The organism is Microbacterium sp. NPDC056736, from assembly GCF_042790415.1.
Taxonomy (GTDB): Bacteria; Actinomycetota; Actinomycetes; order Actinomycetales; family Microbacteriaceae; genus Microbacterium.
Map to the genome: position 1 here is coordinate 99,432 of NZ_JBHTZE010000007.1, position 14,314 is coordinate 113,745.

General features: G+C 66.7%; 13 protein-coding genes. 9 read left to right on the plus strand and 4 right to left on the minus strand.

Going from position 1 to position 14,314, the window contains the following annotated elements; translation table 11 throughout:
* Positions 1-16: 16 nt before the first annotated feature.
* Positions 17-1,279 carry a glycosyltransferase family 4 protein gene (locus tag ACFRAL_RS14250; RefSeq protein ID WP_378884010.1) on the minus strand — a complete coding sequence of 421 codons (1,263 nt, stop codon included), beginning with the start codon at positions 1,277-1,279 and terminating at the stop codon, positions 17-19.
* A 78-nt stretch (positions 1,280-1,357) separates the two neighbouring features.
* On the opposite strand from ACFRAL_RS14250, the gene ACFRAL_RS14255 reads away from it, so the two are divergent.
* From ACFRAL_RS14255 to ACFRAL_RS14265, 3 genes are all read left to right on the plus strand, one after another.
* Positions 1,358-2,443 (plus strand): glycosyltransferase, encoded by a 1,086-nt coding sequence (locus tag ACFRAL_RS14255; RefSeq protein WP_378884013.1) that lies wholly within the window; start codon positions 1,358-1,360, stop codon positions 2,441-2,443.
* 286 nt (positions 2,444-2,729) lie between these two features.
* On the plus strand, positions 2,730-3,026 hold the full coding sequence (locus tag ACFRAL_RS14260; protein WP_378884016.1) for a DapH/DapD/GlmU-related protein: 297 nt from the start codon (positions 2,730-2,732) through the stop codon (positions 3,024-3,026).
* A 190-nt stretch (positions 3,027-3,216) separates the two neighbouring features.
* Positions 3,217-4,101, plus strand: coding sequence for a hypothetical protein (locus tag ACFRAL_RS14265; RefSeq protein WP_378884018.1), 885 nt, complete (start codon positions 3,217-3,219; stop codon positions 4,099-4,101).
* 16 nt (positions 4,102-4,117) lie between these two features.
* On the opposite strand, the gene ACFRAL_RS14270 is transcribed toward ACFRAL_RS14265, so the two are convergent.
* The 3 genes from ACFRAL_RS14270 to ACFRAL_RS14280 all read right to left on the minus strand — a co-directional run bounded on the left by ACFRAL_RS14270 (position 4,118) and on the right by ACFRAL_RS14280 (position 7,689).
* The gene (locus ACFRAL_RS14270; protein WP_378884020.1) at positions 4,118-4,645 is read right to left on the minus strand and encodes a hypothetical protein; all 528 of its coding nucleotides are present in this window, start codon (positions 4,643-4,645) and stop codon (positions 4,118-4,120) included.
* A gap of 214 nt (positions 4,646-4,859) precedes the next feature.
* Positions 4,860-6,041, minus strand: coding sequence for a lipopolysaccharide biosynthesis protein (locus ACFRAL_RS14275; RefSeq protein ID WP_378884023.1), 1,182 nt, complete (start codon positions 6,039-6,041; stop codon positions 4,860-4,862).
* A 121-nt stretch (positions 6,042-6,162) separates the two neighbouring features.
* Positions 6,163-7,689: a sugar transferase gene (locus ACFRAL_RS14280; protein ID WP_378884026.1), complete on the minus strand. Its 1,527-nt coding sequence runs from the start codon at positions 7,687-7,689 to the stop codon at positions 6,163-6,165.
* Positions 7,690-8,313: 624 nt separating this feature from the next.
* Here ACFRAL_RS14280 and ACFRAL_RS14285 point away from each other — a divergent pair.
* From ACFRAL_RS14285 to ACFRAL_RS14310, 6 genes are all read left to right on the plus strand, one after another.
* Positions 8,314-9,603 carry a hypothetical protein gene (locus ACFRAL_RS14285; protein WP_378884029.1) on the plus strand — a complete coding sequence of 430 codons (1,290 nt, stop codon included), beginning with the start codon at positions 8,314-8,316 and terminating at the stop codon, positions 9,601-9,603.
* A 203-nt stretch (positions 9,604-9,806) separates the two neighbouring features.
* Positions 9,807-10,253 carry a 50S ribosomal protein L13 gene (gene rplM, locus ACFRAL_RS14290; RefSeq protein WP_336398128.1) on the plus strand — a complete coding sequence of 149 codons (447 nt, stop codon included), beginning with the start codon at positions 9,807-9,809 and terminating at the stop codon, positions 10,251-10,253.
* 25 nt (positions 10,254-10,278) lie between these two features.
* Positions 10,279-10,755, plus strand: coding sequence for a 30S ribosomal protein S9 (gene rpsI / locus ACFRAL_RS14295; RefSeq protein WP_336398129.1), 477 nt, complete (start codon positions 10,279-10,281; stop codon positions 10,753-10,755).
* Positions 10,756-10,771: 16 nt separating this feature from the next.
* Positions 10,772-12,127 (plus strand): phosphoglucosamine mutase, encoded by a 1,356-nt coding sequence (glmM, locus tag ACFRAL_RS14300; protein WP_378884034.1) that lies wholly within the window; start codon positions 10,772-10,774, stop codon positions 12,125-12,127.
* Positions 12,128-12,265: 138 nt separating this feature from the next.
* Positions 12,266-13,105 carry a universal stress protein gene (locus ACFRAL_RS14305; RefSeq protein ID WP_378884037.1) on the plus strand — a complete coding sequence of 280 codons (840 nt, stop codon included), beginning with the start codon at positions 12,266-12,268 and terminating at the stop codon, positions 13,103-13,105.
* A 97-nt stretch (positions 13,106-13,202) separates the two neighbouring features.
* Positions 13,203-14,240, plus strand: a complete 1,038-nt coding sequence (locus tag ACFRAL_RS14310) for a LacI family DNA-binding transcriptional regulator (protein WP_336398132.1) — start codon at positions 13,203-13,205, stop codon at positions 14,238-14,240.
* Positions 14,241-14,314: the final 74 nt, after the last annotated feature.

A 14,314-nucleotide genomic window follows, 5' to 3' on the forward strand; every position in this document is an offset into this window, starting at 1 on the left:
GCATGACAAATCCAGCCTATCGCCGCGTCTTGCAGGCAGTTCGCCGCATGGTCGCGCTGGTGATGGCAGATTTCCACCGTTCGACCGCGACCGACTCATCCAGCTCGGTCATGCGGTATCGCCTCCCGTTCGCGGCGAGTCGTGCGGCCAGCGTCGTGTCGTTGGACAGGCTGGTGATGGCGGCTATCACGGCTTCGGGGTCACCTGCCTGAACGACCACTCCGGCCTCGGCAAGCCGGACCTCCGAGGCTGTCGTTCCTGTCGGATCGGTCGCCGCGACCACGGGGCGCTGTGCGTCGAAGTATGAAGTCAATTTGCTAGGGACGGCCATTCCAGAGACGCCGGGCCTTTCGTTGACGACCAGGACGTCGGCCGCGGCGAGGACCTTCGGATAGTCGTCGTCGCTCACTGGATCGACGAAGGTTAATCGCCGCACACCGCGCGCTCGACGCTGGAGAGACTCACGTTCGGAACCATCCCCAACGATGAAGAAGTGGATCGCATTCTCGGTTTCGTCCGCCAGCCGCGCGGCGTCGACGATGGTCTCCAGACCCTGCTTCAGACCGATATTTCCTGTGTGGACTGCGACAGTTTCACCTTCCACCTGCCACCCCAATCGACTCCTGGCGTCCCCCTTGTCAATTGGCGGAGCCGGTCTGAGGTGGGTCCAGTTCCTGATCACCAAGACGCGCTCGGGGCGGACTCCAAGATGCGTCGTAACGAACTCCTCGAACCTTGGGTGTACCACCACCACTGCATCCGCGCGCTTCAGCGTGCCCCGCTCAACAGCTCGAACGACACGTCCGGCGAGTCGCCCACCCTCCCCTGTCTCCTGTAGGCCGAGGGTGTAGATGTCCTGAACCCAGACCACCACCGGCTTCGGTCGGAGAGAGACCTTTGCGCGGACCACTGCCATCGCAGTGGCGAAGAGCGCCGGCGAAACGGCGACCACCACGTCGGGGGACTCCCACCGTGCGAGGAGCAAACGAACGCCAAACGAGATCTCCGAAATGAGTCTGCGAAGACCTCGCGGAGGCCGCAGCAGCAAGTGCCGCAATCGTTTGGTTGTGACACCATCTGTTCGGTCGACGGCAGTGATTTCGCTGTGGCCTTCCCTGAATCTCCACTCTGGGTAGTGGGGTTGGCCGGTGATCGCTGTGACGGAGAATCCCTGCTGTTGCAGGGCGCGAGCTAGCCCGCCAGAATACGGCGCGTTCCCGGTCGCTTCAGGCGGGAAGTGTAGGCTAAGAAGAGTGATTCGACGCGGTCGCTGCACCACCGTACGCTACACCGCGAAGCCGTAGAGGTCGTCCCCAGCCGATGTCCGGCACTCCCATCCAAAGGAAGGTTCGCCGTCATGCGCGCCGTCGTAGCAGTAGCGGTCCTGCCCGAGTACCGATCGAACTTCATCGATCACCTTCGGGACGCGTTCACCGCGTCGGGAGACGTGATCGAGTTTCGCGCGGGCTCGACGCACTTGGACGAAACCGTTCGAACTCTGCGCCGGCCCGGAGTTCACGTGTCTGCATCGTACGGACTGGTCGGCAGGAGACTCCTTTGGCAATCAGGTGTAATCGGAAAGCTCGCCGACGCAGACGTCGTTGTCGTTGACCTCAATCCACGATCATTGACAGCTTGGGCGGCGTTGCTTACGGGACGCCTGCGCAAGAGGCGAACCCTCGTGTGGGGTCACATTCTGCCGAGAAAAGGGGCGGGAGCGCGCACAGTGCCCTTGCGTCGCGCGATGCGACGGATGGCGGACGGCGTCATTAGCTACACCTGGAGCGACTCGAGCATCGTTCGATCCGAGGACCCCGCAACACCGGTATGGGTCGCCGCAAACGGGCTCTATCCCGTGGAGGATCTCGGGTGGTCGCGGCTAACCGCAAGAAACCTTGCGCTCGTTGTCGGACGATTGGAACCGTCGAAACGTCCGGAACTCGCACTCGATGCCTTTGCGATCGCGCTACCCCGGCTGCCACAAGACGCTCGTCTGGTTTACGTTGGCGAAGGATCTCTGCTGGACCCGCTCCGAAGCCGCGCTGAGGAGCTCGGTTTGCATGATCGGATAGAGTTTCGAGGTCACGTTGGTGACTACGCGTTGCTTCGCGAGATCTACTCGAGTGCCGTGGTCTCGCTCTCGCCCGGCTACGCCGGACTTAGTTTGACGCAGAGCTTCGGATTCGGGGTGCCGGTGTTGGTCGCCGACGACGAGCCACATGCGCCAGAGATCGAACTCTTCCATCCAGGGGAGAACGGCGAGTTTTTCCGCGCGAGAGATGCGGACTCGCTGGCGCAACGCCTGGTCGACGCCTTCCTCGGTTCGGCATGGGACCACGAGGAGATCGTCGCCACTGTCGGCCGAAGGTATTCGTCGACCGCGATGGCCGAAGGATTCGAGAACGCACTGCGTAACCGCGAGCAGCGAGAGATCAATGCCTAGAGGACGAGGACGGCTTGATCGAATCCCTGGCGGGTCCTGGGTGCGGGCGATGTGGCAGGGTGCGTATCGGAGACTCGCCATACATGGGGAAGTTACCGTCGGGCGTCGCTTCCGCATGGGTTCGGGCAGCGTAATCCGGTCCTTCCACGGGCTTACTATTGGCGACGATGTGTGGGTTGGCCGGGGCTGCACAATCGAGGTAAGCGGCTCAATTGGAAACCACACACTCATCGCCGCGAACGTGGGCATCGTTGGCCGTGACGACCATCGAACCAACGAGGTTGGAGTGCCCGTCAATGAAGGGATATGGGTCGGCGAACGCGAATCCTCCCCGAGAGACACGGTAACCATTGGCACCGATGTTTGGATCGGCTATGGTTCAACGATCATCTCAGGTTGCAGTATAGGCGATGGCGCGATCATTGCGGCCGGCGCAGTGGTGACCAGAGATGTCGATCCGTTCGCGATCATGGCGGGCAACCCGGCCACCCGGATCGGGTCGCGCTTCGACTCACTAGAGGCGCAAAGAGCTCATGTGGAACAGATCAACGTTGCTTCCGCGGACCAGTCCTCGGAGCAGTGAATCGGTGACTACGGTAATGGTGCATGAACCGGATCACCGCGGGCACAGGCTTTACTACGTTTCATTGCTGATTGCAGAGTCTCGTGCGCGCGGGTACGGCGTCCGGGTCTCTACATCGGCGTCCGCGGTCGGGAGTGACGAGTGGGCTGTGCACATTGGGTCTTCGGTTTCCCTGGCGGAAGTCGTTCTCGTGGACACAGAACTGTCGCTCGCAGAAGTCGCGGAAATGGCAAGGACGCTCGACGCTGACATAACAGTCATTCCGGATGGTGATCGATACCTCTGGGAGTCGATCATCCACGGTTGGCGCGGGAAGGGAAGACTGAACCTGCTGGCCATGCGGCCAAGCGCGCAACCCAACGGGAATTGGGTTCGCGAGGCGGCGATTACAGGCGTCAAGCGCTTGCGGTTACTGGCGGCCAACTGCCGTGCTGGGGTTGCCGCATACGCGTTGCGTAGTCCGTTGGGGCGCACTCCTGGGCTCGGCAAATGGGTTCATGATCCCGTGACTCTGACCGCGACGATCGACGATGTCAACCGCGTTCGATCAGAGTTGCTCGACGTCGCGGACGGGCACTGGGTCGCTGTTGTCGGGTCGATAACTGAGCGAAAGAATCTCGAACTCGTGGGCCGGTCCCTTCTGGGTGTCACCGGCGCCAACCTGCTTCTTGCGGGCAAGATTGAACCCTCGGCGTTGGCAAAGGCGCACGCAGCGTTGTCGGATCTGCGTGACGCAGGCGTCTCTGTCATTCAATGGAACCGTCCGCTCACCGACAGAGAGTTCGACGCCGTGATCGGCGCGGTTGATTGCATTGTTGCCGCCCACACGAACGAAGGTCCGAGTGGCGTTGTAAGCAAGGCGGCAGCGGCTGGCACGCGCCTTGTTCTCGCGGGCGCCCATTCGCTCCGGCGGGATGCGAAGATCCTCGGTAGAACCCGGGCATACTGGTGCCGGCTCGATACGGCGGAGCTCCGTGCGGCGCTCGTCAAATCGCTGGCGGCGCCCGCTCCATTGCCGCTTGCCGGGTTTGGATCGAGTCGGTTCACCGCAGCACTGTTGAAGGGCGACTCCTGATGTCACGCCCAAGGTCCTACACCTGCTTGTGCGCCGCCAACCAAGCGAGGAGGTCTTCCCCAGGCCGAAGAACGGCGCGGGCAAGGTCCGTGCGCAGGCGGCCGTACTGAGCGCCAGTGCTTCCTGACTGCCCAACAATCAGCGGAGCGTGGCGGAACCGTGACGCGGTGATAGCCCCGAGCGATGAGCCCTGAGCAATGGCGGCACCTAAAGCGTGTTCAGCGTAGATGCCCGCCGCGTCGTCGACAGTTGCGCGCACCATAGGGGTTACAAACTTCCACGCTTCGGCACCCGCTCCGACAACGCGTGTGTCGATGTACGCTCGATTGGGCAGTCCTCGAACGCGGATCTCATTTGAACCCAGTTCGCTGATAACTCTCGCAGCGTTTCTGAGCCGAAGTCGGCCGGTCACCTTATAAATGGTTCCGCTGGGGTTGCGCAGAGACAAGTACTCCTCGACGGCGTAAAACTCAGCCGCCCCTTTGCCGCGAGCTCGCTCATCGGCCGGAACACCAACGTTCAGCGTGTCGACGAGTCCTGGCACGGGACTAAGCGACGTGGAGAGTTCGTCAAGGGATGAGCCCGTCGTCTCCACCAACGCCAGGGTGGCACCAGTCGATTTCAGGAAGGGAATCCAACTACGCACAGCCTCCGTGTACTGCGCGCGGCGTACATCGATGTTCCGAACGGCAACTGCGCCGGAGACGTTGGGACTGATCGCGACCGTGAGGAGTACGGTTATTGACAATTTGCGTCCTTCAATTCTCGTCCGTGTGCGCGTCGCGTAGCGCAGAACGCCAGGCGACTGCAAGCCAAAGCAGAACTACGACTTGGGCGATGGGCGGTGCAAGGGCAACAGCCGCCGGATTCCCGAGGGTACCGAGAGCGACGATCAGCCCGAGGCCCGTGAGGGCTCCCGCGAGGATCCCGGCCGCTACTTGTCTGGCATGGTCGAGAGCGAAGAGCCCCGCCTGGTACGTCCGGCTCACGCCGCTCAGCGCGGCTGCCACGACAAACCCGATGACGAAAGGGATGATTGCCTCAAACTCCGGACCGAGGAGCGTGACCGCAAGCATGCCCAGAGGATAAGCGAGGGCGACGAGAATTGCGCCGAGGATGAGGGCGATGTTCCGTACTCTGCGAAAGAGGACCATCCGAGATTCGTGCTTCGTGGTCGCAACCAGTTCAGGGACCAGAACATTCAGCAGTGCGCTGGTGACGAGGTTGAGGGGGTTCGTCAACCTGTTAGCAGTTCCGAAAAGGCTCGCCGTGCTTACACCTGCGGTCAGTCCGACCAACGGTGTGTCGAGCTGCGACACGTTTGAAACTACAGTGGTAGCCCAGAACCCACGCGCTGGCCGCAACACTTGGGCGACAGGGATGGGACGCGTCGCTACCGTTAGCAAACTCGCACTCGACACGACGATCGCGAGCGCCAGCCCCAGGAAGACCCAAGTGCTCGCGTCGGTCAGCATATACAGCAGCAAGCCGGTTAGCGGGAGAGCGCGTTGAACAAGCAGCAGCGAGACGGCTAGAACTACTCGGCGTCGCCCAGAGAGAACGCCTTGCGACAGTTCCGTGATGCTCTCGAGGGCGCCGTACATGATGGCTATGAGAGCCACCTCATGTGGCGATACCTCCAGCAGGTTCGATGCGGTGACACAGCCGAGTGCGATCACAATTACGGTTCCGAACCGCAGCAAAGCCATCGTGGTCACCGCGCGATCCGAACTCAGCGACTGAGGGCCAAGGCGTAGGGCATAGGCGCCCATGCCGAGGCCTAAGACTGATGAAGCAAAAAGAAACCACGCGGTGACAATTGTGTAGACGCCAACGGCGTCGACGCCCGTTTGCCGTGCGAGCAGGATGAGCCATAGCGCCTGGATCAGGGAAGCGGCCCCTAGCCCGACCAGCCGGATTAAGAACTGACGCCCCACCATTCGCTCACTTCTTGCTGTTCTTCTGGAGTCATAAGGTGTCCGGGCTAAGGTTCTGCCGGCGTACTACCAACGTCTGCTCGCGCGAAGATCGACTCTCGAGCACGGGCTCGACGACTAGTGATCAGCGGGCACCTTCCGTTGCTGCGACGGCGCGAAGCGTGCGCCAGAGGATGACGAGGTCGCCCGTGAGAGACCAGTTCTCTACGTAGTAGAGGTCGAGGCGAATGGCGTCGTCCCAGTCCAGGTCAGATCGCCCGCTCACTTGCCAGAGGCCGCTGATGCCTGGCCGCATGAAGAGTCTGCGGTGCGCTCCACCCTCGTATAGTGCCACCTCTGCAGCGACCTGCGGCCTCGGTCCGACCAAGCTCATTGTGCCGCCTAGGACATTGAAGAACTGGGGAAGCTCATCGAGCGAGTACCGCCTGATGAACCTGCCGACCGGGGTGATGCGCGGATCGTCGACGATCTTGAACAACGGGCGGTCTGACGTGCCCTGGGCATCGAGAAGGCTTCTGAGCTGATCGTCGGCGCCCACCACCATTGAACGGAACTTCCACATCTTGAACGGAATGCCGTCGCGGCCGATGCGTTCCTGCCCGTAGAGAACTGGGCCTGGGCTCGTAGCCTTCACCGCGATCGCGACGGCGATCATGATCGGAGACGCCAGCACGATGAGGAACGCGGCGCCCAGGACATCGGAAGCACGCTTGAGGAACCGGTGGATGCCGGTGAACTCGGGATAGTCGACATGGATGAGCGGGAGACCTGCCACCGGAGTCGAGTGAATGCGAGGGCCAGCGACGTCGGTGAGAGCGGGCGCCACGATCAGGCTTGCTTTTCGCTCCTCCAAACCCCAACCGAGTTCACGCAGCTGGCGCGGATTGAGGGAGTGGTTGCCCGTGACGATGACAGTGTCCGCTCGGGCGCGGTCGACGTTCTCAAGCACGTTGTTCCAGTCGCCGATGACAGGGATGTCGTCGGTCAAGGCTGCCTCCGTCGAGCCATGTTCCGTGACCGCGCCGACGATCTCCAAGCCGCACCCCGGATCGCGCTGGATCTGCTGCGCGACATGGATCGAGCTCGCGCGATCGCCGACGAGCACTGCATGCCTCAGGAGGCGGCCACGCCGGCGACGGCCTATGAGCCACTTGCGCCACACCCAGCGGCTGAAAATCAGGAGTGCCCACCCTGCGGGCAGCGCGACGAGCAAGTAAGAACGACCGATAGGAGCTTGCAGAGCGAATGCCAGGATGGCGAAGACCCCGAAGAACGCGAAGGTCGCGTTGGTGACCCTTTTGTACTCCACCACGCCAGTCCCGATGATCTTGTGATCGCGGGTGCCGAACAGTCGAAGAGACAGCGCCCAGCCGAGCACCATCACGATCGACACGACTGTATAAGCGACGGCGACATTCTCATCGGGGATGCCCGCGATGACGAGATCCTGGCCGAAACCGATTCGCGCGACTTGTGCGCCGAAGACAACGATCGCTATGACGATGGTGTCGGTAATGGAGAGAAGCGCCGCGAACAGACGCTGCCAGCGGCGGACGCGAGCCGCAGGGGAGGGGAAGGTGCGAGGCGTGGGCGCGACCCGCTCGTCGAACGGGCGGCGCGCATGAGTCTGCGGGCGCTCGTCGATCGCCACGCGTCAGAGCCCCTCGTGCGCTCGGTGGTCGCAGACTGTCACGTGCCGATCATCTCCCTGAAGAAGCTCAACGCTGCGCGGACGCGCGGATGAAGACGCCCTCCATCAGCGGGGACCGTTCGAGGATACCACCCGGTGAAGAACGCTTTCCGGACGCTCAGGCCGAGTAACGCGGCTCAACATGCGTCGGCTCGCGATGAGAATTCCTCGGCGCACGCGGCGTGACCGAGCCGCGGGTGTAATCTGAGTCGATTCGGCCGTGACTTTTAGGGAGGGCGCGCGCCGTTGGTCCGCATACCCGAAAGCGGCGAACCCAGCCGTGAAGAAGGCACGCCACCGCAGACTGCCCCAGTCGACGGTGGCGATGATCGGGCGCGCGCTCTCGCAAGCTTTTTCGGCCCGGACGCTCTGACGTCGGCCGCACCTGGACCCACGCGCGACCCGAATACGGCCGACCGGCTCGCCGAGTTCTTCGCACGACCGCCGCGCCGGGATCCGGTAGACGCGCCTGGCCCCGCGAAGGAGACACCGGCGCCCACGCTCGACGCGCCCGCGCTGGATCCCGCGCCCGCGCACGATCCTGCGGGCGCGGAGTTCGATGGCGTGCCCTCTGAGGCCGATCGGATGCCAGGGGATGCGGCCGAGTCGGCGATCCCCGACACCATGCCGCCCGACGAGGATCTTTTCGCGCTCGATGATGACGACCTGCTCTCGTACGACCCCGACGACCTCTTCGTGTTCGACGCCGACGGTGAGCTGATCCCTCTCGACGATGCGCCAGACGTGCCGGTGGAGGCATCCGCTCCGCCATCGGCGTACGCACCGGACGCCGCCGCGACAGCGGCGATCGCGGCCGGAGGCGCCGAGGCCGTCACGGTTCCGAGTCGGGCAGCCGCGGCCGTCGCGCCGCCGGGGCGATCTGCCGAGCGACGCCCGCCGTCTGAACGCGCCACGAAGCGCGAGGCGCGGCGCGCGGCGAAGGCGGCGGCGGCCGCGCAGGCCGCCCAGGGCGAGTTCGCCTCGACGCCGCGTGGAATGCGGGCCTGGAGCAAGGGCACGTGGTGGTCCGTGGGAATCGCGGTCGCGCTCGTCCTGATGCTCGTCGCCGCGAGCATCACGGTGTCGCAGTTGCTCCAGGCGCAGGCCGAGGAGCTCGCCGCAGCGACCGCCGAGTTCGAGGCCGCCGCGGACGCCGCCGACGAGCCGGTGCCGGCGATGGAGGCGGCGTACGCGGAGTACGACACCACAGCCGCGGCTGCCCGCGCCGCGGCCGACAGTGCCACGCCGGCGCTCGCAGCGGTCGCGGGGATGAGCGACCAGCCGGCGCTCGACGCGGCGAACGCGGCCGCGGCCGCCGTCATCGCTCTTCTGGACAGCACGACGCTGCCCGAGCGACCGGCCGCCTACGACGCCCCCGACGTGACCACGATCGACGACGTGCAGTCCGCGGAGGACGCGGCGGCGGACGCCCGCGCCTACTCCGCGGCCGTGACGGCGACGACCGAAGAGGTGAAGGCCGCGACCGCCGCGGTGACACAGCAGGTCACCGCGCTGACCGAGGCGCAGCGTGCGCTCGGAGCGACGCTCCCCGCCACCGCCGAGGCGATCGCCGCCGAGAACGACCTCGCCTTTCAGAGCTTCCGAGACGACGTCATCGCCACGGCGGCCGCGGCCGGCGCCGCGCAGAGCGCGGGAGCGAGCGGCGACGCCGAGCTGCTCGCCTATGCCGCCGCGGTGACCGCGCTGCGCGAGGACCAGCTGCGAGCGGAGGAGGAGGCATCCCGCCGCTTCTACTCGGCACCCGTGACGCCCGAGCCGGAGCCGGCGCCTCCGAACCAGGAGCAGCCGCCCGCCGAGGAGCAGCAACCGCAGCCTGCTCCCGCGCCGGAGCCGACGGAGCCCGTCACCCCCTGAGATCCTGCCGCGCCCGGGCGCGCGCTGGCGGTTTGGACGAGGCATCCGGATGCCGTAGAATCGATCTTTGGTGTTCGGCTCAGCTGACCCGGCACCGCGAACGTGAGCCCTCCACTGGCGTGTTCGGTCTCTCATCGAGAGGCGGAACCACCCCGGAGTGGGATTCACGAACCTCTCCGTTCGATCAAGAAAGCAGCACTACTGTGACGCGCACTTACACCCCCAAGGCTGGCGAAGCCCAGCGCGAGTGGCTGGTCATCGACGCGACTGACGTCGTCCTCGGCCGCCTCGCCTCGCACGCCGCCGCACTCCTGCGTGGCAAGCACAAGGCCACCTTCGCCCCCCACGTCGACATGGGCGACTTCGTCATCATCGTCAACGCCGAGAAGGTCGCGCTGACGGGCCAGAAGCTCGAGCAGAAGAAGGCCTACCGTCACTCGGGCTACCCGGGCGGCCTCAAGTCCGTCACCTACTCGGAGCTCCTCGAGAAGAACCCGGTCCGCGCCGTCGAGAAGGCCGTCCGAGGCATGCTCCCCAAGAACACCCTCGGCCGCGACCAGCTGTCGAAGCTCAAGGTCTACCGCGGTGCCGAGCACCCGCACGCGGCGCAGAAGCCCACCGCGTACGTTTTCGACCAGGTCGCCCAGTAAGCGCCGCACAGAACAGGACACACTGATGGCGAACATCGAAGAAACCCCCAGCAGCTACTCCACCGAGTCCCAGGTCGACGAGACCGCCGTCGCCGCCGAGCGCCCCGTGCTCTCGGTGTCGGGCGCAGCCGTCGGTCGCCGCAAGCAGGCCATCGCCCGCGTGCGCGTCATCCCGGGCTCCGGCACCATCACCGTCAACGGCCGTGCGTTCGAGGACTACTTCCCGAACAAGCTGCACCAGCAGCTCATCACCGACCCGTTCACGGTGCTCAACCTCACCGACGCGTACGACGTCATCGTCCGCATCTCGGGCGGCGGCCCCTCGGGTCAGGCCGGCGCGCTGCGCCTCGGCATCGCCCGTGCACTGAACGAGATCGACGTCGAGAACAACCGCCCGACCCTCAAGAAGGCCGGCTTCCTCTCGCGCGACGCCCGCGTCATCGAGCGCAAGAAGGCCGGTCTCAAGAAGGCCCGCAAGGCGCCGCAGTACTCGAAGCGCTGATCGGCTTCCTCTCCGCATGCCGATCTTTGGCACGGATGGGGTGAGGGGGCTGGCCAACGGCCCCCTCACCGCCGATCTCGCACTGACCCTGGCCCAGGCGACCGCTGTCGTCCTGGGCCAGGGTCGTACGGCCGAGGCGCGTCGCGCCGCCGGCAAGCGCCTCACGGCCGTCGTCGCGCGCGACCCGCGCGTGTCGGGCGAGTTCCTCTCGGCGGCGGTCGAGGCGGGGCTCGCGTCCTCGGGCGTCGACGTGTACGACGCCGGTGTGCTCCCCACGCCCGCGACCGCGTTCCTCATCGCCGACATCGATGCCGACTTCGGCGTCATGGTGTCGGCATCCCACAATCCCGCTCCCGACAACGGCATCAAGATCTTCGCGACCGGCGGCGTGAAGCTGCCCGACATCGTCGAGGCGCGCATCGAGCAGGCCATGGCCGGCCCGAAGCTGCAGCCCACCGGCGCGGGCGTCGGTCGCATCCGCCGCTTCGCAGACGCCGAGGACCGCTACGTCGTGCACCTGCTCGGCTCGCTGCCGAACCGCCTCGAGGGGCTGCACGTCGTGCTCGACTGCGCGCACGGCGCGGCATCCGGAGTCTCTCCCGAGACCTTCCGCGACGCCGGCGCGAAGGTCACCGTCATCGGCGCCGACCCCGACGGCCTCAACATCAACGACGGCGTCGGATCCACCCACCTCGATCTGCTCGCCGAGCACGTCGTCCGCGTCGGAGCCGACGTCGGCATCGCGCACGACGGCGACGCGGACCGCTGCCTCGCCGTGGACGCGGAGGGCCGCATCGTCGACGGCGACCAGATCATGGCGATCCTGGCCGTGGCGATGAAGGAGCGCGGCGCCCTCAAGGACGACACACTCGTCGCGACCGTCATGAGCAACCTCGGCCTGCACCGCGCCATGGACGCCCACGGCATCCGTCTCGAGACGACCGCCGTCGGCGACCGGTACGTGCTCGAGACGATGAACAAGCACGGCTATTCGCTCGGCGGCGAGCAGTCCGGGCACGTCATCATGAGCGAGTTCGCGACGACCGGCGACGGCCTGCTCACGGGCCTGCACCTCGTGGCCGAGATGGCACGCACGGGCAAGACGCTCGCCGAGCTGGCGTCGGTCATGACGGTGTACCCGCAGGTGCTCGTCAACGTGAAGGGCGTCGACCGGACGCGCGTGGGCGATGAGATCGTGCAGGATGCCGTGGCCCGCGCCACCGCGGAGCTCGGGCTGTCCGGGCGCGTGCTGCTGCGCCCCTCGGGCACGGAGCCGCTCGTGCGCGTCATGGTCGAGGCCGGTTCCGAGGACGACGCCCGTCGTCACGCGGACGCCCTGGCCGACGTCGTGCGCGAGCGCCTCGCGCTGTAGCCGCCTCTTCACGGGAAGCCCGGCCGTCCTCGGACGCCCGGGCTTCCCGCGTTCGCGGCCGAGGTGTTTGTCACGGCGCATCCGCCTGCACCTAGGCGATCGCCGGCGCTAGCCTGGGGGCATCCGAGGGGAGTCATCGTGGGTGAAGCCATCGTCGTCGGAATCACGGATGCCGCCGTCGCGCGTCGCGCGGTCGACTGGGCCGCGCAGCGCGCGAGGGAGCGCCGGCGGCCGCTCGAGCTCGTCACCGTCGTGGGAGGCGCCGTCGGCGCCGTGGGGGAGGACTCGGTCCTCGCCGCCGCGCTCGAGGAGGCGCGCGAGCGCGTGGAGCACGAGGCGTCGCGCATCGCCGCGGACGGGCTGGTCGTGCGTACGCGCGTCGAGCGCGGCAACCCGGTGGCGAAGCTCGTGGACGCCTCGGCCGACGCGGCGCTGCTCGTGATCGGCAGCGACTACCCAGGCCAGGGATCGCGGGCGGCCCGGGGCGCGCACGGCCTGCGCATCGCGGCGGGAGCCCACTGCCCGGTCGTCGTGGTTCCCGACGCGGACGCCGCCGGACGGTCGGGGGTGGTCGTCGGGGTCGACGGCTCGCCGGTGTCGGAGAAGGCGGTGGCCTTCGCCGCGGCCGAGGCCGACCGCCTCGGCGAGCCGCTCATCGCCGTGGCGGTGTGGACGCCCCTCGAGGCGCCGCGCAACATGGGGTCGTATCCGGCGGAGTACCTCGAGAACATGGAGAAGCTCACCGCCGAGGCCCTCGCCCTTTCGCTGGCCGGGCTCGGCTCGCGCTACCCCGACCTCGAGATCGTGCGGAAGGTGGAGCGCGGCTACCCGTCGCAGATCATCAACGGGCTGGCGGGCTCCGCGCGGCTGACGGTGGTCGGCTCGCACGGCCGCGGCGCGCTCGCGCGATTCCTGCTGGGCTCCATCAGCCAGGAGGTGCTCGGCCGCCTGGCGACCGTGACCGCGGTCGTGCGCTGAGTCGCGGGGAGCGGGGCTGCGGCGCGGGTGGAAGTGGCACGCGCCCGGCATCGCATCGGCAATACTGGATAGCGTTATCAGCCGCGAAAGGACGACGATGACGCCAGGAGCCAAGCCGCCCACCCTCGCCGATGTGGCGCGCCTGGCGGGTGTATCGGTGCCCGCCGCCTCCCGCGCCCTCAACGGCGGGGTCCGCGGCAAGCAGAGCGGGTCGCCCGAGCTGCGCAGCCGCGTCGAGGAGGCCGCCCGCACGCTGGGCTACTCCGTCAGCCCCGCCGCGCAGACGATCAAGGGCGGACGCGCCCGCACCGTCGCATTCATCGTCGGCGACATCGACGACTTCGGCTCGGCGACGATGATCTCGGGCATGATGCACGCGGCCGAGGAGCGCGGCATCTCGGTCGCGGTCCGCACGACGCGCGACGACTCCGCCCGCGAGCTCGACATCCTCACGCAGCTGCGCGGCGAACGCCATCTCGCCGTGGTGATGGCGACGAGCCGGACGACCGACCCCGCGCGCGAGGCATCCGTCAAGGAGCAGCTCAGGGTGCTGCGCGACCACGGCGCGAAGATCGTGGTGATCGGCGACAACGAGCTCGGGTTCCCGACCGTCACGGTCGACAACCGGCACGCCGCGCGCCTGCTCGCCGGGGGACTCGCGGATGCCGGCAAGCGGCGCTTCGCGATAGTCTCGGGCCCGTCGGCGGAGGTGACGGCGCTGGAGCGCGTGGGCGGGTTCGTCGAGGGCCTCGCCGACCGCGGGATCGAGATCCCGGACGACGACATCGTGCACACGGAGTTCTCGCGCGACGGGGGCTACCGCGCGGTCGACCTGCTGGGCGATCGGCTCGACGACGTCGAGGTCATCGCCGCGATGAGCGACGCGATGGCCGTCGGCGTCATCGCCCGCCTGCGCGAACTCGGCGAGTCCCGGGCAGCGGGGATCGAGGTGACCGGGTTCGACCACGTCCCGATGCTCGGAGACGTGCTGCCCGGGTTCAGCACCGTCGAGGTGCCGCTCGAGGAGTTCGGCGGCGCCGCGCTCGCCCTCGTGCTGGACGAGCCCGGCGCGCGCGATTCCGTGGCCCTCACGGCGACGCCGATCCTGCACGGCGAGCCCCTCGTGCGTGCGTAGCGACGGCCGGATCGCGGGGCGGCGAAGCGCTGTGGCAGATCGCCACAACCTGCGTTTCGGAAATAGTGGCAAAC